The organism is Streptomyces sp. NPDC053427 (assembly GCF_044544985.1).
Classification (GTDB): Bacteria; Actinomycetota; Actinomycetes; order Streptomycetales; family Streptomycetaceae; genus Streptomyces.
The window spans coordinates 322,666-347,103 of sequence record NZ_JBITYA010000007.1 but is presented as its reverse complement, the minus strand read 5'-3'; the positions used below and the strand labels follow the sequence as shown (position 1 = coordinate 347,103).

The following is a 24,438-nucleotide window of genomic DNA, read 5'->3' as shown; positions in this document are numbered from 1 at the left end:
GGGTTCCCCTGCCGCACCGCTTGGAGGGCGTACCGTGCACCGCCGGCACAACGGGCTCAGGACCGCCGTACTCCTCGGGGGACTGTCCGCACTCATCATCGTCATCGGCAGCCTTTTCGGCCGTACGGGCCTGATCATCGCCGTCCTCGTCGCCCTGGGCACCAACGCCTATGCGTACTGGAACAGCGACAAGCTGGCCCTCAAGGCCATGCGGGCCCGCCCCGTCAGCGAATTCGAGGCCCCAGGGCTCTACCGCATGGTCCGCGAGCTCTCCACGGCCGCCCGCCAGCCCATGCCGCGCCTGTACATCTCCCCGACCCAGGCCCCCAACGCCTTCGCCACCGGCCGCAACCCCCGCAACGCCGCGGTCTGCTGCACGGACGGCATCCTCCAGCTCCTCGACGAACGCGAACTGCGCGGCGTCATCGGCCATGAGCTCAGCCACGTCTACAACCGCGACATCCTCATCTCCTCCGTGGCCGGCGCGCTCGCCTCCGTCGTGATGTTCCTCGTCAACTTCGCCTGGCTGATCCCCATAGGCAGAAGCGACGACGACGAGGGCCCCGGCATCGTCGGCATGCTCCTGATCATGATCCTCGGCCCGGTCGCGGCCTCGCTCATCCAGCTGGCCGTCAGCCGCTCCCGCGAGTACCAGGCGGACGCCTCGGGCGCCCGGCTCACCGGCGACCCGCTGGCCCTCGCCTCCGCCCTGCGTAAGCTGGAAGCGGGCACCCGGCAGCTGCCGCTCCCGCCCGAGCCGCGGATCGAGACGGCGAGCCACATGATGATCGCCAACCCGTTCCGGGCGGGCGAGGGCATGTCGAAGCTCTTCTCCACCCACCCCCCGATGCGCGAACGCATCACCCGCCTGGAGGAGATGGCAGGCCACCGCCCCTGACGGGTGCCGATTTCACACGACGGGTGCGGATCCGCCGCAACGTTCGGACACCCTCCGCGCGTCTATAGAGGGCAGACACACTCTCAAGTGCACTCCCACGTGCCTGGAAGGCTGCCGATCATGAAGCTCATCCTCAACGTCATCTGGCTCGTCCTGAGCGGCTTCTGGCTGGCGATCGGCTATGTCGTCGCGGGCGTCATCTGCTGCATCCTGATCATCACCATCCCGTTCGGCATCGCGTCCTTCCGGATCGCGGGCTACGCCCTGTGGCCCTTCGGCCGTACGACGGTCGAACGGCGCGACGCCGGCGCCGGGTCGGCGATCGCCAACGTCATCTGGATCGTCTTCGCGGGCTGGTGGCTGGCCCTGGGCCACATCGTCACCGGCATCATCCAGTGCGTGACGATCATCGGTATCCCGCTGGGCATCGCCAACTTCAAGATGATCCCGATCTCCCTGCTGCCCCTGGGCCGCGAGATCGTCCCCACGGACCAGCCGTTCGCCACGCGGTGACGCTCCGCCCCGCCCTTACGCCCGTACGAGTCCCCGAGGCCCCACGAACCGCTTGAACCCCAGCGGTTCCACGCCGTCCAGACTCGCGATGAAGCCCATCACCGCTCCGCCGTCGTTCAGCTTGGCGTCGAACATGCGCTGATGGGCTTCCGCGGTCGTCCACTCGCTGTAGTTCACGACCTGCAGGCCGTCCTCGCTGAGGTGGAAGTGCGAGCCGAACGCGCCCTCGCCGTCCTGCCGGCCGCCGAACATCTCCATCAGACCGTCGACGAGCCGTCGGGCCGCCTCGTGCCCCGACGTCCGAAAGGCGACCCGTACGACGCAGCCCATCGCCCCCGGCACGTCCTCGGCCAGCAGGCTGCGGTACAGCCGGAAGCGGCCAGGGCCCTCGTTGCCGACGCCCCCGACGCCGTCGAGGACCGCAGCGATCCGCTCGCGCAGCCCGTTGTCCTCGGCGTCCCGTACGAACTCCTGGCGCGCCGCATGGCTCGTCCACTGGCCGTAATTGAGCACGCTCCGGCCGTCCGTCCCGGTGAACAGCACCCGCGAGAGAAAGCCCTCCGGCAGCGGCATCTCCGCCCACGCGCGGGCCACGCCGTCCACGACGGCCCGCTGGCCCTCGGGGCTGCCCGCGTCCCACTCGCTGATCAGTACGGCACCGGCATCCGGCCGCCGGATCTCGGGAAAGACGTCCGTCAGGAAGGCGTCGTGCGGGTCGGGGTGGGCGCTCTGCCGCGAAGTCATGTTCCGCCGTGAAGTCATGGCCACACCCTGCAACCTCAACCGAAGTCGAGGTCAAGCGTCGCCGCGGAACCCTTCGGGAAACACCGGTGGGGCGGCACGCCGAAGCGCACCGCCCCATCCCTGGCACCCGGAATCCGGGCTCCTACCGGTAGTTCACAAACTGAAGCGCGAAGTCCAGGTCCTTCCCCTTCAGCAGCTGCTGCACCGCCTGCAGGTCGTCCCGGCTCTTCGAGCTGACCCGCAGCTCATCGCCCTGCACCTGCGCCTTGACGCCCTTCGGGCCCTCATCGCGGATGATCTTGGCGACCTTCTTGGCGTTGTCCTGCGAGATCCCCTCCTCGATCGAGGCGAAGATCTTGTACTCCTTGCCCGAGGGCTGCGGCTCGCCGGCGTCCAGGGCCTTCAGCGAGATCCCGCGCTTGACCAGCTTGGTCTCGAAGATGTCGAGTACGGCCTTCACGCGCTCCTCGGCGTTGGCCCGCATCTCGATCTTCTCGCCCGACCATGCGATCGAGGCGTCCACGCCCTTGAAGTCGTAACGCTGCGAGATCTCCTTGGCGGCCTGGTTGAGGGCGTTGTCGACCTCCTGCCGCTCGACCTTCGAGACGATGTCGAAACTGGAGTCGGCCATGTTGAGTTGGCTCCTCATACGTAGATCCGTCAGGGGTACGGCCCATCCCGGACCGTCCGCCAAGCCTAGCCACCCGGCCAAGATCCAGCGCTTCGGAATCGAGTGGCGGACCACCCCCAGCCATCGGGTATGGTTTACGTCGTTGCCACAGAGCACCGCCTCACAGCGGGTCTCCCGGCAGCAAACCCTGGCGGTGTGCCCGAGCGGCCAAAGGGAGCAGACTGTAAATCTGCCGGCTTCGCCTTCCCAGGTTCGAATCCTGGCGCCGCCACAGGTGTGAAGAGGTCCGTGACCAGCGTAAATGCTGGCCGCGGGCCTCTTCTCTGTTTGCGGACGCGAAACTGCCGCCGCGGAACCGCCGACGCGGGTGGTCTGCCCGGCTCTGTCGCGCCTTGTCCCGCGTGCTGACCAGCGCGTGCGGAGCCCCGTGCGGGGCAGCCCCGGGCCGCTGGTTCCCTCCCTCCCTCCCTCCCTCCCTCAAGGCCGCCGCGATCGAGGCCGCGGCTCAGCCGGCCGCTGACGCCGTACCCCGCACCTGCCATCCGGGCGGGCAGGAGATCGGGAGACCCAGGCCTCGCGGGTCCGAGGATCGGGAATCCATCGCCCAGCGCCCGGCACGCATCGCGACTCCGGTCCGGCCGGCAGCGGAGCACCGCGTGGCCGCCGCTCGGCCGGACCCTCCGCGTCAGACTCTGCGCGGTGCCGGCCACACGCCACGGCCTCACCGCCGCACGGCAGCGGTGCTGCTTCACCCTCGCGACCGGACCTCTCCGACCAGCCGTGACGGGCCCTCAGTGGGCCCTCAGTGCGCCGCCACGTTCCGCACCGCCTCCGCCACCGGCACATCGCCCCCGATGAGCTCCAACGTCCGGCCCGCGGTGGCCGGTTGGGCGAGCAGCTCCGCCAGGACGGCCGCCACGTCGTCACGGGTCACCTCGTCGCGGCCGGTCGCATCGGCCAGCGTCACCAGGCCCGTTCCGGGGTCGTTCGTCAGCCGGCCCGGCCGCAGGATCGTCCAGTCGAGGCCGGCCCGGGCCCGTACGTCCGCGTCCGCCGCCCCCTTGGCCCGCAGATACGCCGCGAAGACCGGGTCGGTGCCCTCCGGCGGCTCGCGGTCCGCGCCCATCGAGGAGACGACGAGGAAGCGCCGTACGCCGGCCGCCTCGGCCGCGTCCGCGAAGAGCGCCGCGGCGCCGCGGTCCACGGTGTCCTTGCGGTCGGTGCCGCTGCCCGGGCCCGCGCCCGCCGCGAAGACGGCCGCGTCCGCGTCCTGCAGATGCCGTGCCACGTCCTCCACCGACGCCGACTCCAGGTCGCAGACGACCGGTTCGGCGCCCGAGGCCAGCAAGTCGCCGGCCTGTTCCGGCCGGCGGACGATGCCCGCGACCTCGTCCCCGCGCCCGGCGAGCAACCGCTCCAGCCGCAGCGCGATCTGACCATGTCCACCTGCGATGACAATGCGCATGATCCCGACCGTACGCCGAAGTGCCCCGGCACACCGCAGGACCCGGCGACGGCACCCCGGTGCTTCAGCGCTGCGACTGCCGCGGCAGGTCCAGCGCCACCTCCGCCGCCGAGTCGCAGTACTCGCGCACCGCGCTGGTCCGGGCGACCACCCGTCCCCGATGCACCACGACCCGGCTGTACGCGAGCGAGAGCACCCCGGCGATCCGCTCGCCCCGTACGGCCAGCAGCTCCGCAGGAAAGCCCGCCTCGACCCGTACCTCCGGCAGGCCCAGCGTCGCCCGCGCCGCCGCGCTCACCGTCTCGTACGCGGCCTCGGGCGTGGCCTCCCCGAGGGACGCCAGCAGATACGCGGCCTCCAGGGGGTCGCCGCGCCCCACCGGGTTCGCCACGTCCCGCAGCGCCCCGCTGCCCGCCGCGACCCGTACCCCGGCCGCGCGCAGCAGCCGTACGGGGGCGGGCCGGGCCACCCGGGAGCCGTGGCGCTCCAGGCCGGTGCAGTCGCCCTGGGGCAGGCAGACGACGGCGACATCGGCGGCGGCGAGCTGTTCGGCGACCCGGGCCGCCACGCTGCGCGGCATCCGTGCCATCCCGGCGCACGGTCCGAGGGCCACCCCCGGCCGCAGCCCGCCGGCCATCGCCGCGAAGCGGGACAGCCGCGCCGGATCGTCACCGTCCGTGTGCAGATCCACCGGGCAGCCGTGCTCGCCGGCCACGTCCAGGACCGTCTCGACGTACCCGGCCGGGTCGGGGTCGAGGTCCGGGCAGCCGCCGATGACCGAGGCGCCCATCTTGACGGCGTCCCGCAGCATCGCCAGCCCGTCCGCGCCGGCCACTCCGGTCAGTACGCGCGGCACCGCGACCGCCGCCAGGTCGGCCAGCCCGCGGAGCGACCGGCGGGCCCGCAGTACGGCCTGCAGCGAGCGCAGCCCCTGCACATCGCCGATCCGGACATGGCTGCGGGAGGCGGTGGCGCCGTGCCCGAGCTGGAGCAGCGCGGCCTCCGTCGTACGCCGCTGGACGTCCTCGGGGGAGTCGGAGGCGGGCCCGTCGGTGTCCGCGGTCAGCGCGGTGTCGCAGTGCGCATGCGGTTCGGCGGGGGCGGGGAGCAGGAGATAGCCCGCGAGGTCGACGCGGGAACCCTGCGGGGCGAGGCTGCCGGCCGTCCCGACGGCCTCGATGCGTCCGCCGCCGAGCCGTACGTCCACCGTCCGGCCGTCGGCCAACCGGGCACCGCACAGGACCAACGCGCCCGCGTCCGACTTGGCATGCCGGCCACCGTTCGGCTTTCCCCGCTTCCCCGGCTGTGGCTGCTGCGGTGAACTGCTGTCGGACATCGCGCTCCTCGAAGGCACGGGCGTGCAAGATCACGCAGCGGTGTTCCGAGCGTAGGGGGCCGCCGGGGGACCGTCGCGCAGGCGCGAAATAGTCGTACCGGTGTGGTGCGGGGGGCGGTTGGTGCGCGGCCCGGATACGGATTTCACCTTTGGCTGCGGGCCGTGTAATGTCTTCATCGCTCGCCCCAATAGCTCAGTCGGCAGAGCGTCTCCATGGTAAGGAGAAGGTCTACGGTTCGATTCCGTATTGGGGCTCTGATGTGTGAGGTTCCCGCCTTCGGGCGGGGTCCCCTCGCATCACAGCGGTGTAGCTCAGTCGGTAGAGCAAGCGGCTCATAATCGCTGTGTCACCGGTTCAAGTCCGGTCACCGCTACTGACAGTAGCCGATTGTGGGGTCGGTCCTCCGATCGGCTACTCTTTTATGCGTTCAGTCCGACCATCCGTCCGTCAAGGAGCACTCACGTGGCTGCCACCGACGTCCGCCCGAAGATCACGCTGGCCTGCGTGGAGTGCAAGGAGCGGAACTACATCACCAAGAAGAACCGGCGTAATGACCCGGACCGTCTTGAGATGAAGAAGCACTGCCCCCGTTGCAAGTCGCACACCGCACACCGCGAGACGCGATAACACAGGCTCGTTCGTGAGGCCGTCCCCAATTTGGGGGCGGCCTCACGGCGTTGAATCACCAACATCAGTACGAGGAGGTAGCGAGCCCATGGCGCTCGATCCGTCTTTTGTCGGACGCACGTACCCGCCCACCGACCCGTACGAGGTCGGCCGGGAAAAGATTCGCGAATTCGCTGAGGCGATCGGGGACACCAACCCCGTATACGTCGATGCCGACGCCGCCAAAGCGCTCGGACATCTCGATGTGATCGCCCCGCCGACTTTTGTGTTTGCGATCACATTCAAGGCCGCGGGGCAGGTGATCGAGGATCCGCAACTGGGCCTGGATTACAGCCGGGTGGTGCACGGCGACCAGAAGTTCGCCTACACCCGGCCGGTGCGCAGCGGTGACCGGCTGGCCGTCACCTCCACCATCGAGGCCATCAGGACCATGGCGGGCAACGACATCATCGACATCCGCGGTGAGGTGCACGACGAGGCGGGCGAGCACGTGGTGACCGCCTTCACCAAGCTGGTGGCCCGCGCCGCCCAGGAGGCCTGAGATGACCGCCAAGATCTCCTATGACGACATCGAGGTCGGCACCGAACTCCCGGCGCAGACCTTCCCAGTGAGCCGCGCCACGCTCGTCCGGTACGCGGGCGCCTCCGGTGACTTCAACCCGATCCACTGGAACGAGAAGTTCGCCAAGGAGGTCGGGCTGCCGGACGTCATCGCGCACGGCATGTTCACCATGGCCGAGGCGATCCGCGTGGTCACCGACTGGGTCGGCGACCCGGGCGCGGTCTCCGAGTACGGCGTGCGCTTCACCAAGCCCGTCGTGGTCCCCAACGACGAGACCGGCGCGCTGATCGAGGTCAGCGCCAAGGTCGCCGCCAAGCTGGACGACGACGCCCGTACGGTGCGGGTCGACCTCACCGCGATAAGCGCGGGCCAGAAGGTGCTGGGCATGTCCCGCGCCGTGGTCCGCCTGGCCTGACGGCATGGGCGGGGGCGGCCGGCCCGGCATTGCCGGACCGTCCCCGTACCCTTGGGCCCGTGCAGGAACTTCATGACGCCCCCCTCGCCCCGCTGACCACCTTCCGCCTCGGCGGCCCGGCGGCCCGTCTCGTCACGGCCACCACCGACGACGAGGTGATCGAGACCGTCCGCGCCGCCGACGACGCCGGCACCCCGCTGCTGATCATTGGCGGCGGCTCCAACCTCGTCATCGGCGACAAGGGCTTCGACGGCACCGCCCTGCGCATCGCCACCAGCGGCTTCACCCTGGACGGCACGGCACTGGAGCTGGCCGCGGGCGAGAACTGGTCCGACGCGGTCGCCCGTACGGTCGAGGCCGGGCTGGCCGGTATCGAGTGCCTGGCCGGCATCCCCGGCTCGGCGGGCGCCACCCCGATCCAGAACGTCGGCGCGTACGGCCAGGAAGTCTCCACCACGCTCACCGAGGTCGTCGCCTACGACCGCCGTGCGGGCGAGACCGTCACCCTCTCCAACGGCGAGTGCGGCTTCTCCTACCGCCACAGCCGCTTCAAGGAGCACCCCGACCGGTTCGTGGTGCTGAGGGTGCGCTTTGCCCTGGAGGACGCCGGAGGCCTCTCCGCGCCCCTGAAGTACCCCGAGACGGCCCGCGCCCTCGGCGTCGAGGCCGGCGACCGGGTCCCGGCGGCGGTCGCCCGCAAGACCGTGCTGGCCCTGCGCGCGGGCAAGGGCATGGTGCTGGACGCCGAGGACCACGACACCTGGTCGGCCGGCTCCTTCTTCACCAACCCGATCCTCACCGAGGCCGAGCACGCGGCCTTCCTCGTGCGCGCCCAGGACCGGCTCGGCCCCGATGTCGCGCCCCCCGTCTTCCCGGCGGGCGACGGCCTGGTGAAGACCTCCGCGGCCTGGCTCATCGACCGGGCCGGCTTCACCAAGGGCTACGGCAGCGGCCCGGCCCGTATCTCCACCAAGCACACCCTCGCGCTCACCAACCGCGGCGCGGCCACCACCGAAGACCTTCTGGCGCTCGCCCGCGAGGTCCGCGACGGCGTCCAGGCGGCCTTCGGCGTCACCCTCGTCAACGAGCCGGTGACGGTGGGCGTCAGCCTCTAGCAGGGCGCGTACGGGGCCTTCAAAGGCCGCTACGCCGCCAGCCAGGCGTCGACGCCCGCCAGGAGCCGCTGCCGCTCGCCCTCGGGCGCCTGGGAGCCGCGGATCGACTGGCGGGCCAACTCGGCCAGTTCCGCATCCGAGAAGCCGTGCGTGGTGCGGGCGAGCTCGTACTGGGCGGCCAGCCGCGCGCCGAACAGCAGCGGGTCGTCCGCACCCAGCGCTATCGGCACGCCGGCGTCGAAGAGCGTCCGCAGCGGTACGTCCTCGGGCTTCTCGTACACCCCCAGCGCCACATTCGACGTCGGGCAGACCTCGCAGGTCACCCCGCGGTCGGCCAGCCGTCGCAGCAGCGCGGGATCCTCCGCCGCCCGTACGCCGTGCCCGACCCGGCCCGCGTGCAGATCGTCCAGGCAGTCCCGCACGCTCGACGGGCCCGACAGCTCACCGCCGTGCGGCGCCGCCAGCAGGCCGCCGTCCCGGGCGATGGCGAAGGCCCGGTCGAAGTCCCGGGCGAAACCGCGCCGTTCGTCGTTGGACAGGCCGAAACCGACGACGCCCTGGTCGGCGTAGCGCACCGCGAGGCGGGCCAGCGTCCGGGCATCCAGGGGGTGCTTCATACGGTTCGCGGCCACCAGGACGCGGATGCCCAGCCCGGTGTCCCGGGACGCCCGCTGGGCCGCGTCCAGGATGATCTCCAGCGCCGGGATCAGCCCGCCCAGCCGCGGCGCGTACGAGGTCGGGTCGACCTGGATCTCCAGCCACCCCGACCCGTCCCGGACGTCCTCCTCGGCGGCCTCGCGCACCAGCCGCTGGATGTCCTCCGGCGAGCGCAGACACGACCGGGCGATGTCGTACAGCCGCTGGAAACGGAACCAGCCGCGCTCGTCCGTGGCCCGCAGCCGGGGCGGCTCGCCGCCCTTGAGGGCGTCCGGCAGATGAACGCCGTACCTGTCGGCGAGCTCCAGCAGGGTCGTGGCCCGCATCGAACCGGTGAAGTGCAGGTGCAGGTGGGCCTTCGGCAATTGACGCAGATCACGAACGCTCTCCATCTGCAGATCTTGCCGCATCCGGGTGGTGTCCGGGTAGGCCCCGCCCCGAACGAAGGGACCGCCGCAAAAGCGTGCGGGTCCGGAACATGTTCCGGACCCGCACGCTTTTGCCCTCGGCGATTACTTCGCTTCGGACAGCAGCTTCTGGATCCGGGACACGCCCTCGACCAGGTCCTCGTCGCCCAGCGCGTACGAAAGACGCAGGTAGCCGGGGGTGCCGAAGGCCTCACCCGGGACGACCGCGACCTCGGCCTCCTCCAGGATCAGCTCGGCCAGCTCGACGCTGCTCGCCGGGCGCTTGCCGCGGATCTCCTTGCCCAGGAGCTCCTTCACCGACGGGTACACGTAGAACGCGCCCTCCGGCTCCGGGCAGAGCACGCCGTCGATCTCGTTGAGCATCTGCACGATCTTGCGCCGGCGGCGGTCGAAGGCGACCTTCATCTCCTCGACGGCCGTCAGATCGCCGGAGACGGCGGCGATGGCCGCGGCCTGGGCGACGTTGGAGACGTTGGAAGTGGCGTGCGACTGGAGGTTCGTCGCGGCCTTGATGACGTCCTTGGGGCCGATCGCCCAGCCCACCCGCCAGCCGGTCATGGCGTACGTCTTGGCAACACCGTTGACGATGATGCACTTCTCGCGCAGCTCCGGCACGACCACCGGGAGCGAGGAGAACTCCGCGTCGCCGTAGACCAGGTGCTCGTAGATCTCGTCGGTCAGCACCCACAGGCCGTGCTCGGCGGCCCAGCGGCCGACCGCCTCGACCTGCTCGCGGGTGTAGACCGCGCCTGTCGGGTTCGACGGCGAGACGAACAGCAGGACCTTGGTGTTCTCCGTACGAGCGGCCTCCAACTGCTCCACGGTCACGCGGTAGCCGGTGGTCTCGTTGGCGATCACGTCGACCGGTACGCCGCCCGCGAGCCGGATCGACTCGGGGTAGGTGGTCCAGTACGGCGCCGGCACGATGACCTCGTCGCCCGGGTCGAGGATGGCCGCGAAGGCCTCGTAGATGGCCTGCTTGCCACCATTGGTGACCAGGACGTTGGCGGCCTCGATCTCGTAGCCGGAGTCGCGGCGGGTCTTCTCGACGATCGCGGCCTTGAGCTCGGGCAGGCCGCCGGCCGGGGTGTAGCGGTGGAACTTCGGGTTGCGGCAGGCCTCGATCGCCGCCTCGACGATGTAGTCGGGCGTGGGGAAGTCGGGCTCACCGGCGCCGAAGCCGATCACCGGGCGCCCGGCGGCCTTGAGGGCCTTGGCCTTGGCGTCGACGGCGAGGGTGGCGGACTCGGAGATCGCACCGATGCGGGCGGAGACCCGGCGCTCGGTGGGGGACGATGCAGAAGGAGTGGCAGCGCTCATGCAGGCATCGTCGCAGACCGCCCAGGAGCCCGGCACAGGGGTTTGCGGGCGCCGCCCCGGGGGTTTCTGTTCGACGCCCGGCGCGGAAGCACGTACACTCGCTGACCGTTGGCCTTCAACGGGTCGCCGCGACTCACGCACAAAGTGCAGTCAGTCGTATGCGGTAGGTTGGGGGAACCACAAAGGGTCGTAGCTCAATTGGTAGAGCACTGGTCTCCAAAACCAGCGGTTGGGGGTTCAAGTCCCTCCGGCCCTGCTACACGCACTTTCTTCACCACAGTGCGTGCACGCGTACGTATGAAATGCACCGCCGTGCGGCTCAACCGGGCGCGGCACGGCCACGACCCGGATTCAGGTGAGGACGAGTGACGGACGCCCTGGGCTCCATCGACATGCCTGAGCGCGGTCGTTCCGAGGACGAGACCGCGGAATCCCAGAAAAAGCCCCGTCGCGGCGGTAAGCGCGGCAAGAAGGGGCCCTTTGCGCGTCTCGCGCTCTTCTACCGCCAGGTCGTGGCGGAGCTCCGCAAGGTCGTCTGGCCCTCGCGCAGCCAATTGTCGACGTACACCAGTGTGGTGATCGTCTTCGTTGTCATCATCATCGGTCTCGTAACCGTGATTGACTTGGGAATCAACCGAGTCGTCGGGTACGTCTTCGGCTGATCCCGCGGAGGCCGCCTCAGCGGGGCGGCCCTTCGCACGTTCAACCCCTTGAAGCAAGGAAGAAGCAGCCACGTGTCTGACCCGAACCTGAACGACGCCGCCAAGCCCGTCGCGGCTGCAGAGGCCGAGGTTGACGAGGCCGTCTCGGCCGAGGTCGAGGGCGACGACACCGCTCTGGAGATCGTCGCGAACGCCGATGGTGTCGACGAGCTCGACGCCGAGGACGCTGCTGCCGGCGAGCCCGCCGAAGAGGCCGCGGTGCAGATCGAGGACGACGCCGAGGGCTCCGAGGCCGACACCGAGGTCGCCGAGGACGCGTCCGAAGACGAGTCCGAGGAGGAGCCCGAGGAGGAGCAGGAGCCGGTCGACCCGGTGGCCGCCCTCCGCGACGAGCTGCGCACCCTCCCCGGTGAGTGGTACGTCATCCACACCTACGCGGGCTACGAGAACCGCGTGAAGACCAACCTTGAGCAGCGCGCCGTCTCGCTGAACGTCGAGGACTACATCTTCCAGGCCGAGGTGCCGCAGGAAGAGGTCGCCCAGATCAAGAACGGCGAGCGCAAGACCATCCGGCAGAACAAGCTCCCGGGCTACGTCCTGGTGCGGATGGACCTGACGAACGAGTCCTGGGGCGTCGTCCGTAACACCCCGGGTGTCACCGGATTCGTCGGCAACGCCTACGACCCGTACCCGCTGACGCTGGACGAGATCGTCAAGATGCTCGCCCCGGAGGCCGAGGAGAAGGCCGCCAAGGAGGCCGCCGCGGCCGAGGGCAAGCCGGCTCCGTCCCGCAAGCTCGAGGTCCAGGTGCTGGACTTCGAGGTGGGCGACTCCGTCACCGTCACCGACGGTCCGTTCGCGACGCTTCAGGCGACGATCAACGAGATCAACGCCGACTCGAAGAAGGTCAAGGGCCTGGTCGAGATCTTCGGCCGGGAGACTCCGGTCGAGCTCAGCTTCGACCAGATCCAGAAGAACTGACGTTTTTCGGGACCACAGCCACCGACCAGGTCAGACCGGCTTCAGAGCCGGTCTGACCTGCGCGGTTTTTGGCCGCACGACCATACCCGTTATCGTGGTGCGGTATGCCTCCATCCGGATGACCGGATTGCGGGGCGAACCACCTCTCACTAGGACCCGGAGAGAGCATGCCTCCCAAGAAGAAGAAGGTCACGGGGCTTATCAAGCTCCAGATCCAGGCCGGTGCCGCGAACCCGGCTCCGCCGGTCGGCCCCGCGCTGGGTCAGCACGGCGTCAACATCATGGAGTTCTGCAAGGCCTACAACGCCGCGACCGAGTCGCAGCGTGGCATGGTCGTGCCGGTGGAGATCACGGTCTACGAGGACCGTTCCTTCACCTTCATCACCAAGACTCCGCCGGCCGCGAAGCTCATCCTGAAGGCCGCGGGCGTGGAGAAGGGCTCCGGCGAGCCGCACAAGACCAAGGTCGCCAAGATCACGCGCGACCAGGTCCGTGAGATCGCCACCACCAAGATGCCCGACCTGAACGCCAACGACCTGGACGCCGCCGAGAAGATCATCGCCGGCACCGCCCGTTCCATGGGCGTCACGGTCGAGGGCTGATCCCAGCCCACCAGGCAACCCGTGGCAGGACCAGGCGCTGGTCCGGACCACGACTCCACCCACTGCATCAGGAGCAGAAGTGAAGCGCAGCAAGACTCTTCGCAACGCGGACGCGAAGATCGACCGGGAGCGTCAGTACGCCCCGCTCGAGGCCGTCCGTCTCGCCAAGGACACCTCGCCCGTCAAGTTCGACGCGACCGTCGAGGTCGCCATGCGTCTGGGTGTCGACCCGCGCAAGGCCGACCAGATGGTCCGTGGCACCGTGAACCTTCCGCACGGCACCGGTAAGACCGCCCGGGTCCTGGTCTTCGCGACCGGTGACCGTGCTGCGGCCGCGGAAGCCGCCGGCGCCGACATCGTCGGCTCCGACGAACTGATCGACGAGGTCTCCAAGGGCCGTCTGGACTTCGACGCCGTCGTCGCCACCCCGGACCTGATGGGCAAGGTCGGCCGCCTCGGCCGCGTGCTCGGTCCGCGTGGTCTGATGCCGAACCCGAAGACCGGCACCGTCACCCCCGATGTCGCCAAGGCTGTCACCGACATCAAGGGCGGCAAGATCGAGTTCCGCGTGGACAAGCACGCGAACCTCCACTTCATCATCGGCAAGGTGTCCTTCGACGACGCCAAGCTGGTGGAGAACTACGCCGCGGCGCTCGAGGAGATCAACCGCCTCAAGCCGTCCGCCGCGAAGGGCCGCTACATCAAGAAGGCGACCATCACCACCACGATGGGCCCCGGCATCCCGCTGGACGCCAACCGCACCCGCAACCTCCTTGTGGAGGACGAGGCTGTCTGAGCCTCGTAGCGCGTGATCCTTGTCGTCAGGCCCCGTTTTCCGTAGGGAAAACGGGGCCTGACGCATGTGGTGTCAGTGCCCTGCACTACAGTCGCCCCGAGGTCCGTAGAGGAGAACTAAGGGGGAGCCTCAAGTGCGTAGCACGCGTATGACCGCCATCGCGGCGGGGGTTGTCATCATGGTGGCCGGTCTGAGCGCCTGTAACGACAAGGGTGGCGACGGCGACAAGGCCGGAGGCAGCACCGGCGGAAGCAGCAGCACCGGCGGCGGAGGCGACACGGCGGGCAAGTCTCCGCTGGACTCCGCCCTGGCCTCGCTCAAGCAGGCCTCGGAGCAGACGAACGGCAAGCAGTCCGCCAAGGTCGACGGCACGACCAAGAGCGGTACCACCACCCAGACCATGAAGGGTGCGATGGACTGGTCCAAGGGCATGAACATGACCGTGGACATCACGACGTCCGGCGCGGGAGCCATGGGCTCGGGCAAGCCCATGAAGGCGCTGTACACCCCGGACGCGATGTACATGAACATGGGCATGCCGATGCAGGGCAAGTCCTGGATCAAGTACGACTACGACGTCATGGCCAAGAAGATGGGGCCGGCCGGCTCCGTGATGAAGGACATGATGCAGAACAACAACCCGGGTAGGTCGGTGGACCTGCTGGTCGCCTCCGGCAAGGTCAAGGAAGTCGGCAAGGAGGACGTCCGCGGCGTCCAGGCGACCCACTTCACCGGCACGCTCTCGGTCAGCGAGCTGACGCGGATGCAGTCCAAGAACGTCAGCGAGGCCGACCTCAAGGCGCTCGAGCAGCAGCTGAAGCAGTCCGGAGCGACGACCGAGACCATCGACCTCTGGGTCGGCTCGGACAACCTCCTGGTCAAGAAGCGCGAGCAGCTGCAGGGCAAGGCCCCCTACGACTCGACGGTGTTCTACTCGGACTACGGCACCAAGGTCTCGGTGACCCCGCCGTCGCCGAGCGACACGTTCGACTACAAGTAGGCCGTGCGCCGGCGGTGAGCCGGTAGCGGTCAGTAGGGGAGCGGGGGCGTCGAGGATGCCCCCGCTCCGGCCGATTTGCCTGACGGCAGGCCGTTCCCGTACCGTACCCAAGAAGCCAAAGACCGCTGGTTGTCTCTGCGCGTCCCGATTCCGGGCGTGTGGTGGCCGAAGGATCCGCTAGCTGCGGACGGCCTGCGCAGGTGTATATGGATGAACTCCCGAACGGCTACCGTTCGGTCGAGTACGCCCCGTGCGCCTGCGCCGGGGCGTTTGTTTTGCCCAGCCCCTTCTGCGCGGTCCTCATCACCCGGAAGGAGGCCGAGGCTCATGGCGACGTCCGACAAGATCGCAGCCGTTGCAGAGATCACGGAGAAGCTCCGTGGTTCCAACGCAGCTGTTGTGACCTCTTACACCGGACTTTCCGTGGCGCAGCTCAAGGAGCTGCGCCGATCGCTCGGTGACAACGCTCAGTACCGTGTGGTGAAGAACACGCTGACCAAGATCGCGGCCGAGGAGGCCGGGATTCAGCTGGACGAGCACCTCAAGGGCTCGACCGCTGTTGCCTTCGTGACCGGTGACCCGGTCACGGCGGCGAAGGGTCTTCGTGACTTCGCCAAGGAGAACCCGAATCTCGTCATCAAGGGCGGTGTCCTTGAAGGTAAGGCGCTGACCGCCGACGAGATCAAGAAGCTTGCGGACCTCGAGTCCCGCGAGGTTCTGCTCGCCAAGCTGGCGGGTGGCATGAAGGCGTCCATGGCCAAGGCCGCGGCGACCTTCCAGGCCCCGCTCACGAAGTTCGTCCGCACCGCGGAGGCGCTTCGCAGCAAGGTCGAGCAGGGCGGTGCCGGTACGCCGGCTCCCGCCGAGGCTGCCGAGTAACCACTCGTCGGCCCAGCGGGCCCGTACGCCCGCCATTCATGTACATCCGGCACCAGCCGAATTAGTGGAAGGACCGCCACCATGGCGAAGCTCAGCCAGGAAGACCTGCTCGCGCAGTTCGAGGAGATGACCCTCATCGAGCTCTCCGAGTTCGTGAAGGCCTTCGAGGACAAGTTCGACGTCGAGGCTGCCGCCCCGGCCGCCATCGCCGTTGCGGGCCCGGGTGCCCCGGCCGCCGAGGCTGCTGAGGAGCAGGACGAGTTCGACGTCATCCTCACCGGCGCCGGCGACAAGAAGATCCAGGTCATCAAGGTCGTGCGTGAGCTGACCTCCCTGGGTCTGAAGGAGGCCAAGGACCTCGTCGACGGCACCCCGAAGCCGGTCCTCGAGAAGGTCGCCAAGGACGCCGCGGAGAAGGCCGCCGAGGCCCTCAAGGGCGCCGGCGCCTCCGTCGAGGTCAAGTGACCCCAGTGAGCCCTGGGGCTCACGTCCTGAGCGCCTGACGGCGCGCCTGGACACTGCGAAGGGCGATCACCCATGCGGGTGGTCGCCCTTCGGCGTGCTCGTCACGGCTGCCTTGTCTCGCGCCGGAGTGCGAGTATGGTGATCTTCGTTGCCCGGACCTGCCCCCATGTGACGATCTCCCTGAGGTGGGGGGCCTTGACGAACCGCACGCGGCGCGCAATTCTCGGGACGCGACGCGGAAGCGATCCAGGGTTCGAGGCATGGATCGCCGACGAAGAGGGAAGCATCGGTGTGCGCCACTGGCGCAAGGGCTTTCGGCAGGCGCAGGGCATTGGGCGAAGAGAAGAACAATGAGGGGCCCCTCCAGCGAGGAGGACGCGCCCTCCCGGAGGGAGAAGATCGGTATCACAGCGATGAACCGGTCTCCGGAAACTCGCTCTGGACATCAGTGTGGCAAGTGGCTACACTGACCCTTTGCGCTGCCTGTTAGCTGCTCCCTGCCCGTCACCAGGGGCATACCCGAGCCCGAGCATTGCTGAATGATACGCCCTGACCTGGGCTTTCTCTCACTTTGTTCGTTCGGGACCGGTACGCGCGTAGTGAGTCCGAGCCCTCGGAAGGACCCCCTCTTGGCCGCCTCGCGCAACGCCTCGACTGCCAATACGAACAACGGCGACAGCACTGCCCCGCTGCGCATCTCTTTTGCGAAGATCAAGGAGCCCCTCGGGGTTCCGAACCTCCTTGCGCTGCAGACCGAAAGCTTCGACTGGCTGCTCGGCAATGCCGCATGGAAGGGTCGCGTCGAGGCTGCGCTGGAGAGTGGGCAGGAAGTTCCCACCAAGTCCGGTCTCGAAGAGATCTTTGAAGAGATCTCGCCGATCGAAGACTTCTCCGGGTCGATGTCGCTGACGTTCCGCGACCACCGCTTCGAGCCCCCGAAGAACTCCATCGACGAGTGCAAGGAGCGCGACTTCACGTACGCGGCTCCGCTGTTCGTCACCGCCGAGTTCACCAACAACGAGACCGGCGAGATCAAGTCTCAGACGGTCTTCATGGGCGACTTCCCGCTCATGACGAACAAGGGCACCTTCTGCATCAACGGCACCGAGCGTGTCGTCGTCTCGCAGCTGGTCCGCTCGCCGGGTGTGTACTTCGACAGCTCCATCGACAAGACGTCCGACAAGGACATCTTCTCCGCCAAGATCATCCCGTCCCGGGGTGCCTGGCTGGAGATGGAGATCGACAAGCGCGACATGGTCGGTGTGCGCATCGACCGTAAGCGCAAGCAGTCCGTCACCGTCCTGCTCAAGGCGCTCGGGTGGACCACCGAGCAGATCCTTGAGGAGTTCGGCGAGTACGAGTCCATGCGCGCCACCCTGGAGAAGGACCACACCCAGGGCCAGGACGACGCGCTGCTCGACATCTACCGCAAGCTGCGTCCGGGCGAGCCGCCGACCCGCGAGGCCGCGCAGACGCTGCTCGAGAACCTCTACTTCAACCCCAAGCGCTACGACCTCGCCAAGGTCGGCCGCTACAAGGTCAACAAGAAGCTCGGCGGCGACGAGCCGCTCGACGCCGGCGTGCTGACCACCGATGACGTCATCGCCACGATCAAGTACCTGGTCAAGCTGCACGCGGGCGAGACCGAGACGATGGGCGAGTCCGGTCGTTCGATCGTCGTCGAGACCGACGACATCGACCACTTCGGCAACCGTCGTCTGCGCAACGTCGGCGAGCTCATCCAGAACCAGGTCCGTACGGGTCTGGCCCGTATGGAGCGCGTCGTGCGTGAGCGCATGACCACCCAGGACGTCGAGGCGATCACGCCGCAGACCCTGATCAACATCCGGCCGGTCGTCGCCTCCATCAAGGAGTTCTTCGGCACCAGCCAGCTGTCGCAGTTCATGGACCAGACCAACCCGCTGTCGGGTCTGACCCACAAGCGCCGTCTGTCGGCGCTGGGCCCGGGTGGTCTCTCCCGTGAGCGGGCCGGCCTGGACGTCCGTGACGTGCACCCCTCGCACTACGGCCGCATGTGCCCGATCGAGACCCCCGAAGGTCCCAACATCGGTCTGATCGGCTCGCTGGCCTCCTACGGCCGGGTCAACGTCTTCGGCTTCATCGAGACGCCGTACCGCAAGGTCGTCGACGGTCAGGTCACCGAGGAGGTGGACTACCTCACCGCAGATGAGGAGGACCGCTTCCTGATCGCGCAGGCCAACGCCAAGCTGTCCGAGGACATGCGGTTCTCCGAGCAGCGTGTGCTGGTCCGTCGCCGTGGCGGCGAGGTCGACCTCGTCCCCGCCGACGAGGTGGACTTCATGGACGTCTCGCCGCGCCAGATGGTGTCGGCCGCGACCGCCATGATCCCGTTCCTCGAGCACGACGACGCCAACCGCGCGCTCATGGGCTCGAACATGATGCGCCAGGCCGTTCCGCTGATCAAGGCGGAGTCGCCGCTGGTCGGCACCGGTATGGAGTACCGCTGCGCGGTCGACGCCGGTGACGTCATCAAGGCGGAGAAGGACGGTGTGGTCCAGGAGGTCTCCGCGGACTACATCACCGTCGCCAACGACGACGGCACGTACACCACGTACCGCGTCGCCAAGTTCACCCGCTCCAACCAGGGCACCTCCTTCAACCAGAAGGTCGTCGTGGACGAGGGCGCGCGCGTCATCGAGGGCCAGGTCCTCGCCGACGGCCCGTCCACCGAAGAGGGCGAGATGGCCCTCGGCAAGAACCTGCTCGTCGCGTTCATGCCGTGGGAGGGTCACAACTACGAGGACGCGATCATCCTGTCGCAGCGCCTCGTGCAGGACGACGTCCTCTCCTCGATCCACATCGAGGAGCACGAGGTCGACGCCCGTGACACCAAGCTCGGCCCCGAGGAGATCACCCGGGACATCCCGAACGTCTCCGAGGAGGTCCTCTCCGACCTCGACGAGCGCGGCATCATCCGGATCGGTGCCGAGGTCGTCGCCGGCGACATCCTCGTCGGCAAGGTCACGCCCAAGGGTGAGACCGAGCTGACCCCCGAGGAGCGCCTGCTCCGCGCGATCTTCGGTGAGAAGGCGCGCGAGGTGCGCGACACCTCGCTGAAGGTGCCGCACGGTGAGATCGGCAAGGTCATCGGCGTCCGCGTCTTCGACCGTGAAGAGGGCGACGAGCTTCCCCCGGGCGTGAACCAGCTGGTCCGCGTCTACGTCGCCCAGAAGCGCAAGATCACCGACGGTGACAAGCTCGCCGGCCGTCACGGCAACAAGGGCGTCATCTCGAAGATCCTGCCGGTCGAGGACATGCCGTTCCTTGAGGACGGCACCCCGGTCGACATCATCCTCAACCCGCTGGGTGTCCCGTCCCGAATGAACCCGGGACAGGTCCTGGAGATCCACCTCGGCTGGCTCGCCAGCCAGGGCTGGAAGGTCGAGGGTGTGGACGAGGAGTGGAAGAAGCGCCTCCACTCCATCGCCGCCGACGAGGTCGCCCCCGGCTCCAACGTCGCCACCCCGGTGTTCGACGGCGCCCGCGAGGACGAGATCTCCGGTCTCTTCGAGTCGACGATCCCGAACCGCGACGGCGAGCGCATGGTCAAGGGCTCCGGTAAGGCGCGGCTGTTCGACGGCCGCTCCGGTGAGCCCTTCCCGGACCCGATCTCGGTCGGGTACATGTACATCCTCAAGCTGCACCACCTGGTCGACGACAAGCTGCACGCGCGTTCGACCGGTCCGTACTCGATGATCACCCAGCAGCCGCTGGGTGGTAAGGCTCAGTTCGGTGGCCAGCGGTTCGGTGAGATGGAGGTGTGGGCGCTGGAGGCTTACGGCGCCGCGTACGCCCTCCAGGAGCTGCTGACCATCAAGTCCGACGACGTGACCGGCCGCGTGAAGGTCTACGAGGCCATCGTCAAGGGCGAGAACATCCCCGAGCCCGGCATTCCCGAGTCCTTCAAGGTGCTCATCAAGGAAATGCAGTCCCTGTGCCTCAACGTGGAGGTGCTGTCCTCGGACGGCATGTCCATCGAGATGCGCGACACCGACGAGGACGTCTTCCGCGCTGCGGAGGAGCTCGGCATCGACCTGTCCCGGCGCGAGCCGAGCAGCGTCGAAGAGGTCTGACGGGAGTTCGGCCGGGGAGCCAGTGATGGTTCCCCGGCCGGCCCCAGGACCCCCGTTTCAGACCCCAAGACTTACAACCCTGAGAGGGATTGACGCATAGTGCTCGACGTCAACTTCTTCGATGAGCTCCGGATCGGTCTGGCCACCGCTGACGACATCCGTCAGTGGAGCCACGGCGAGGTCAAGAAGCCCGAGACCATCAACTACCGCACCCTCAAGCCCGAAAAGGACGGACTCTTCTGCGAGAAGATCTTCGGTCCGACCCGGGACTGGGAGTGCTACTGCGGTAAGTACAAGCGCGTCCGCTTCAAGGGCATCATCTGCGAGCGCTGCGGCGTCGAGGTCACTCGCGCCAAGGTGCGTCGTGAGCGGATGGGCCACATCGAGCTTGCCGCTCCCGTGACCCACATCTGGTACTTCAAGGGCGTCCCGTCGCGTCTGGGATACCTGCTCGACCTCGCGCCGAAGGACCTCGAGAAGGTCATCTACTTCGCCGCGTACATGATCACCTTCGTGGACGAGGAGCGCCGGACGCGCGACCTGCCCTCGCTGGAGGCGCACGTCTCCGTCGAGCGTCAGCAGGTCGAGAACCGTCGCGACTCCGACCTGGAGGCCCGCGCCAAGAAGCTCGAGACCGACCTGGCCGAGCTCGAGGCCGAGGGTGCCAAGGCCGACGTGCGCCGCAAGGTGCGCGAGGGCGCCGAGCGCGAGATGAAGCAGCTGCGCGACCGTGCGCAGCGCGAGATCGACCGTCTCGACGAGGTCTGGAACCGCTTCAAGAACCTCAAGGTCCAGGACCTCGAGGGCGACGAGCTGCTCTACCGCGAGCTGCGTGACCGCTTCGGCACGTACTTCGACGGCTCCATGGGTGCCGCTGCCCTGCAGAAGCGCCTGGAGACCTTCGACCTCGACGAGGAGGCCGAGCGCCTCCGCGAGATCATCCGCACCGGCAAGGGCCAGAAGAAGACCCGTGCGCTCAAGCGCCTCAAGGTCGTCTCCGCCTTCCTGCAGACCCGCAACAGCCCCAAGGGCATGGTGCTGGACTGCATCCCGGTGATCCCGCCGGACCTGCGTCCGATGGTGCAGCTGGACGGTGGCCGCTTCGCGACCTCCGACCTGAACGACCTGTACCGCCGTGTGATCAACCGCAACAACCGCCTGAAGCGGCTTCTCGACCTCGGCGCGCCCGAGATCATCGTGAACAACGAGAAGCGCATGCTCCAGGAGGCCGTGGACGCGCTCTTCGACAACGGCCGTCGTGGCCGCCCGGTGACGGGCCCCGGCAACCGTCCGCTGAAGTCGCTGTCCGACATGCTCAAGGGCAAGCAGGGTCGCTTCCGTCAGAACCTGCTCGGTAAGCGAGTCGACTACTCGGCGCGTTCCGTCATCGTCGTCGGCCCGCAGCTGAAGCTGCACCAGTGCGGTCTGCCCAAGGCCATGGCGCTGGAGCTCTTCAAGCCGTTCGTGATGAAGCGCCTGGTGGACCTCAACCACGCGCAGAACATCAAGAGCGCGAAGCGGATGGTCGAGCGCGGCCGCACGGTCGTGTACGACGTCCTGGAAGAGGTCATCGCGGAGCACCCGGTTCTGCTGAACCGTGCGCCCACGCTGCACCGTCTGGGCATCCAGGCCTTCGAGCCGCAGCTGGTCGAGGGCAAGGCCATTCAGATTCACCCGCTCGTCTGCACCGCGTTCAACGCGGACTTCGACGGTGACCAGATGGCCGTCCACCTCCCGCTGTCCGCGGAGGCCCAGGCCGAGGCCCGCATCCTGATGCTGTCCTCGAACAACATCCTCAAGCCGGCCGACGGCCGTCCGGTCACCATGCCGACCCAGGACATGGTGCTCGGCCTCTTCTTCCTCACCACGGATGAAGAGGAGCGCAAGGTCATCGGCGAGGGCCGGGCGTTCGGCGCGACCGCCGAGGCGATCATGGCGTTCGACGCCAAGGAGCTCTCGCTCCAGGCGAAGGTCGACATCCGCTTCCCGATCGGCACCGTCCCGCCCCGCGGCTGGACCCCGCCGGCTCCGGAGGAGGGCGAGCCCGAGTGGCAGCAGGGTGACAGCTTCCGCCTGCGGACGACCCTGGGCCGCGCGCTCTTCAACGAGCTGCTGCCCGAGGACTACCCGTTCGTCGACTACTCGGTGGGCAAGAAGCAGCTCTCCGCGATCGTCAACGACCTGGCCGAGCGCTACCCCAAGGTCATCGTGGCGGCGACGCTCGACAACCTGAAGGCGGCCGGTTTCCACTGGGCGACCCGTTCCGGCGTCACCGTCGCCGTCTCGGACATCGTCGTGCCGGAGGCCAAGAAGGCCATCGTCGCGGGCTACGAGGCCCAGGACGAGAAGGTCCAGAAGCAGTACGAGCGCGGTCTGATCACCAAGGACGAGCGCACTCAGGAACTGATCAACATCTGGACCAAGGCGACCAACGAGGTCGCCGAGGCGATGAACGAGAACTTCCCCAAGACGAACCCCATCTTCATGATGGTTGACTCGGGTGCCCGAGGAAACATGATGCAGATGCGGCAGATCGCCGGTATGCGTGGTCTGGTGTCGAACGCGAAGAACGAGACCATCCCGCGTCCCATCAAGGCGTCGTTCCGCGAGGGTCTGTCCGTGCTGGAGTACTTCATCTCCACGCACGGTGCCCGTAAGGGTCTGGCGGACACCGCCCTTCGTACCGCCGACTCCGGTTACCTCACCCGTCGTCTGGTCGACGTCTCCCAGGACGTCATCATTCGCGAGGAGGACTGCGGCACGGAGCGTGGCCTCAAGCTGCGGATCGCCTCGAAGGACGCCTCCGGTGTCCTGCGCAAGGCGGACGACGTCGAGTCCAGCGTGTACGCGCGGATGCTCGCCGAGGACGTCGTGGTGGACGGCAAGGTCGTCGCCCCCGCGAACGTCGACCTCGGTGACGTGCTCATCGACGCGCTGGTCGCCAACGGCGTCGAGGAGGTCAAGACCCGCTCGGTCCTGACCTGTGAGTCGGCGGTCGGCACCTGTGCCTTCTGCTACGGCCGCTCGCTGGCCACCGGCAAGCTGGTCGACATCGGTGAGGCGGTCGGCATCATCGCCGCCCAGTCCATCGGTGAGCCCGGCACCCAGCTGACGATGCGTACCTTCCACACCGGTGGTGTGGCCGGTGACGACATCACCCTGGGTCTGCCGCGTGTCGTCGAGCTCTTCGAGGCCCGTACGCCCAAGGGTGTCGCCCCGATCTCGGAGGCGGCCGGCCGCGTCCGGATCGAGGAGACCGAGAAGACCAAGAAGGTCGTCGTCACCCCGGACGACGGCAGCGACGAGACCGCCTACGGCGTCTCCAAGCGCGCCCGTCTCCTGGTGGGCGAGGGCGACCACGTCACGGTCGGCCAGCCGCTGACCGTGGGTGCCGTCAACCCGCACGACGTGCTGCGGATCCTCGGCCAGCGTGCCGTCCAGGTCCACCTGGTCGGCGAGGTCCAGAAGGTCTACAACAGCCAGGGCGTGGCGATCCACGACAAGCACATCGAGATCATCATCCGGCAGATGCTGCGCCGCGTGACGATCATCGAGTCCGGCGACGCGGAGCTGCTGCCGGGCGAGCTCGTGGAGCGCACGAAGTTCGAGGGTGAGAACCGTCGGGTCGTGGCGGAGGGTGGCCACCCGGCCTCCGGCCGTCCGCAGCTGATGGGTATCACCAAGGCTTCGCTGGCCACCGAGTCCTGGCTGTCGGCGGCGTCCTTCCAGGAGACGACCAGGGTCCTGACCGACGCGGCGATCAACGCCAAGTCGGACTCCCTGATCGGCCTCAAGGAGAACGTCATCATCGGTAAGCTCATCCCGGCCGGTACGGGCCTGTCCCGCTACCGCAACATCCGGGTCGAGCCCACCGAGGAGGCCAAGGCAGCGATGTACTCGGCCGTCGGTTACGACGACATCGACTACTCGCCCTTCGGCACCGGCTCCGGCCAGGCGGTCCCGCTGGAGGACTACGACTACGGTCCGTACAACCAGTAAGTCCGGGCAACCGGCAGGTCTGGTTGCTTCGACAGCTACAGGGCGGTCACCCCACCGGGGTGGCCGCCCTGCGGCGTTCGGCCGGGATGGTTCGGGCGGGGCGTTCGGCCGGGCGAGGGAACTTGTTCTCCCATTGCAGCGTCTGTGATGAGAGAATGGGCAGAACTGTCGAGCGGGGGGAGGTTCGCGCGTGGCATTCCAACCGTGGCAGGGTGGGCAGCCGGTCC

21 protein-coding genes and 4 tRNA genes are annotated in these 24,438 nt (G+C 68.1%); 19 read left to right on the top strand and 6 right to left on the bottom strand.

Translation table 11 applies throughout. The features are described from left to right. Nucleotides 1-34 precede the first annotated feature (34 nt). Together htpX and ACIGWZ_RS21825 are read left to right on the top strand one after the other, a co-directional pair. Entirely contained in the window at nucleotides 35-898 is an 864-nt protein-coding gene (gene htpX, locus ACIGWZ_RS21830; protein WP_400067009.1) for a zinc metalloprotease HtpX, read from the top strand. Nucleotides 899-1,018: 120 nt separating this feature from the next. After that, nucleotides 1,019-1,411: a YccF domain-containing protein gene (locus ACIGWZ_RS21825; RefSeq protein WP_400067007.1), complete on the top strand. Its 393-nt coding sequence runs from the start codon at nucleotides 1,019-1,021 to the stop codon at nucleotides 1,409-1,411. Nucleotides 1,412-1,426: 15 nt separating this feature from the next. On the opposite strand, the gene ACIGWZ_RS21820 is transcribed toward ACIGWZ_RS21825, so the two are convergent. Both ACIGWZ_RS21820 and ACIGWZ_RS21815 read right to left on the bottom strand, forming a co-directional pair. Beyond that, complete coding sequence (locus tag ACIGWZ_RS21820; RefSeq protein ID WP_400067006.1) at nucleotides 1,427-2,155, bottom strand: hypothetical protein; 729 nt, start codon at nucleotides 2,153-2,155, stop codon at nucleotides 1,427-1,429. A 142-nt stretch (nucleotides 2,156-2,297) separates the two neighbouring features. Further along, complete coding sequence (locus ACIGWZ_RS21815; RefSeq protein WP_400067004.1) at nucleotides 2,298-2,786, bottom strand: YajQ family cyclic di-GMP-binding protein; 489 nt, start codon at nucleotides 2,784-2,786, stop codon at nucleotides 2,298-2,300. Between the two features lie 189 nt (nucleotides 2,787-2,975). On the opposite strand from ACIGWZ_RS21815, the gene ACIGWZ_RS21810 reads away from it, so the two are divergent. Beyond that, a tRNA-Tyr gene (locus ACIGWZ_RS21810) sits at nucleotides 2,976-3,057 on the top strand. 531 nt (nucleotides 3,058-3,588) lie between these two features. Here the strand turns inward: ACIGWZ_RS21810 and ACIGWZ_RS21805 are convergent. Further along, entirely contained in the window at nucleotides 3,589-4,251 is a 663-nt protein-coding gene (locus ACIGWZ_RS21805) for an NAD(P)H-binding protein (protein WP_400067002.1), read from the bottom strand. Nucleotides 4,252-4,315: 64 nt separating this feature from the next. After that, the gene (locus tag ACIGWZ_RS21800; protein ID WP_400067001.1) at nucleotides 4,316-5,587 is read right to left on the bottom strand and encodes an amidohydrolase family protein; all 1,272 of its coding nucleotides are present in this window, start codon (nucleotides 5,585-5,587) and stop codon (nucleotides 4,316-4,318) included. 182 nt (nucleotides 5,588-5,769) lie between these two features. Between ACIGWZ_RS21800 and ACIGWZ_RS21795 the strand changes: the two genes are divergently transcribed. The 6 genes from ACIGWZ_RS21795 (at nucleotide 5,770) to ACIGWZ_RS21770 (ending at nucleotide 8,307) form a co-directional block, all read left to right on the top strand. Continuing rightward, nucleotides 5,770-5,842, top strand: a tRNA-Thr gene (locus tag ACIGWZ_RS21795). A 46-nt stretch (nucleotides 5,843-5,888) separates the two neighbouring features. Next, nucleotides 5,889-5,961, top strand: a tRNA-Met gene (locus ACIGWZ_RS21790). An 89-nt stretch (nucleotides 5,962-6,050) separates the two neighbouring features. Further along, complete coding sequence (gene rpmG, locus ACIGWZ_RS21785; RefSeq protein WP_030986111.1) at nucleotides 6,051-6,215, top strand: 50S ribosomal protein L33; 165 nt, start codon at nucleotides 6,051-6,053, stop codon at nucleotides 6,213-6,215. Between the two features lie 88 nt (nucleotides 6,216-6,303). Then, complete coding sequence (locus tag ACIGWZ_RS21780) at nucleotides 6,304-6,756, top strand: MaoC family dehydratase N-terminal domain-containing protein (RefSeq protein ID WP_400066999.1); 453 nt, start codon at nucleotides 6,304-6,306, stop codon at nucleotides 6,754-6,756. A gap of 1 nt (nucleotide 6,757) precedes the next feature. Beyond that, nucleotides 6,758-7,192: a MaoC family dehydratase gene (locus ACIGWZ_RS21775; RefSeq protein WP_400066997.1), complete on the top strand. Its 435-nt coding sequence runs from the start codon at nucleotides 6,758-6,760 to the stop codon at nucleotides 7,190-7,192. Between the two features lie 59 nt (nucleotides 7,193-7,251). Further along, complete coding sequence (locus ACIGWZ_RS21770) at nucleotides 7,252-8,307, top strand: UDP-N-acetylmuramate dehydrogenase (RefSeq protein ID WP_400066995.1); 1,056 nt, start codon at nucleotides 7,252-7,254, stop codon at nucleotides 8,305-8,307. A 29-nt stretch (nucleotides 8,308-8,336) separates the two neighbouring features. Here ACIGWZ_RS21770 and ACIGWZ_RS21765 read toward each other — a convergent pair whose 3' ends face one another. Then, nucleotides 8,337-9,356: an adenosine deaminase gene (locus ACIGWZ_RS21765; protein ID WP_400066994.1), complete on the bottom strand. Its 1,020-nt coding sequence runs from the start codon at nucleotides 9,354-9,356 to the stop codon at nucleotides 8,337-8,339. 120 nt (nucleotides 9,357-9,476) lie between these two features. Next, complete coding sequence (locus ACIGWZ_RS21760; RefSeq protein ID WP_400066992.1) at nucleotides 9,477-10,712, bottom strand: pyridoxal phosphate-dependent aminotransferase; 1,236 nt, start codon at nucleotides 10,710-10,712, stop codon at nucleotides 9,477-9,479. Between the two features lie 183 nt (nucleotides 10,713-10,895). Here ACIGWZ_RS21760 and ACIGWZ_RS21755 point away from each other — a divergent pair. From ACIGWZ_RS21755 to ACIGWZ_RS21710, 10 genes are all read left to right on the top strand, one after another. After that, nucleotides 10,896-10,968 (top strand) — tRNA-Trp (locus ACIGWZ_RS21755). 109 nt (nucleotides 10,969-11,077) lie between these two features. Then, complete coding sequence (gene secE, locus ACIGWZ_RS21750) at nucleotides 11,078-11,374, top strand: preprotein translocase subunit SecE (RefSeq protein WP_128507231.1); 297 nt, start codon at nucleotides 11,078-11,080, stop codon at nucleotides 11,372-11,374. 72 nt (nucleotides 11,375-11,446) lie between these two features. Then, complete coding sequence (nusG, locus tag ACIGWZ_RS21745) at nucleotides 11,447-12,355, top strand: transcription termination/antitermination protein NusG (RefSeq protein ID WP_400066990.1); 909 nt, start codon at nucleotides 11,447-11,449, stop codon at nucleotides 12,353-12,355. A gap of 167 nt (nucleotides 12,356-12,522) precedes the next feature. Next, the gene (rplK, locus tag ACIGWZ_RS21740; RefSeq protein ID WP_083105792.1) at nucleotides 12,523-12,957 is read left to right on the top strand and encodes a 50S ribosomal protein L11; all 435 of its coding nucleotides are present in this window, start codon (nucleotides 12,523-12,525) and stop codon (nucleotides 12,955-12,957) included. Nucleotides 12,958-13,036: 79 nt separating this feature from the next. After that, nucleotides 13,037-13,753: a 50S ribosomal protein L1 gene (gene rplA / locus ACIGWZ_RS21735; RefSeq protein ID WP_400066988.1), complete on the top strand. Its 717-nt coding sequence runs from the start codon at nucleotides 13,037-13,039 to the stop codon at nucleotides 13,751-13,753. Between the two features lie 133 nt (nucleotides 13,754-13,886). After that, nucleotides 13,887-14,753 (top strand): hypothetical protein, encoded by an 867-nt coding sequence (locus tag ACIGWZ_RS21730; protein WP_400066986.1) that lies wholly within the window; start codon nucleotides 13,887-13,889, stop codon nucleotides 14,751-14,753. A gap of 327 nt (nucleotides 14,754-15,080) precedes the next feature. Further along, the gene (gene rplJ, locus ACIGWZ_RS21725; protein WP_400066984.1) at nucleotides 15,081-15,632 is read left to right on the top strand and encodes a 50S ribosomal protein L10; all 552 of its coding nucleotides are present in this window, start codon (nucleotides 15,081-15,083) and stop codon (nucleotides 15,630-15,632) included. 81 nt (nucleotides 15,633-15,713) lie between these two features. Beyond that, nucleotides 15,714-16,097, top strand: a complete 384-nt coding sequence (gene rplL / locus ACIGWZ_RS21720) for a 50S ribosomal protein L7/L12 (RefSeq protein ID WP_400066982.1) — start codon at nucleotides 15,714-15,716, stop codon at nucleotides 16,095-16,097. Between the two features lie 629 nt (nucleotides 16,098-16,726). Next, the gene (gene rpoB / locus ACIGWZ_RS21715; protein WP_400066980.1) at nucleotides 16,727-20,212 is read left to right on the top strand and encodes a DNA-directed RNA polymerase subunit beta; all 3,486 of its coding nucleotides are present in this window, start codon (nucleotides 16,727-16,729) and stop codon (nucleotides 20,210-20,212) included. Between the two features lie 99 nt (nucleotides 20,213-20,311). Then, complete coding sequence (locus ACIGWZ_RS21710) at nucleotides 20,312-24,211, top strand: DNA-directed RNA polymerase subunit beta' (RefSeq protein WP_400066978.1); 3,900 nt, start codon at nucleotides 20,312-20,314, stop codon at nucleotides 24,209-24,211. Nucleotides 24,212-24,438: the final 227 nt, after the last annotated feature.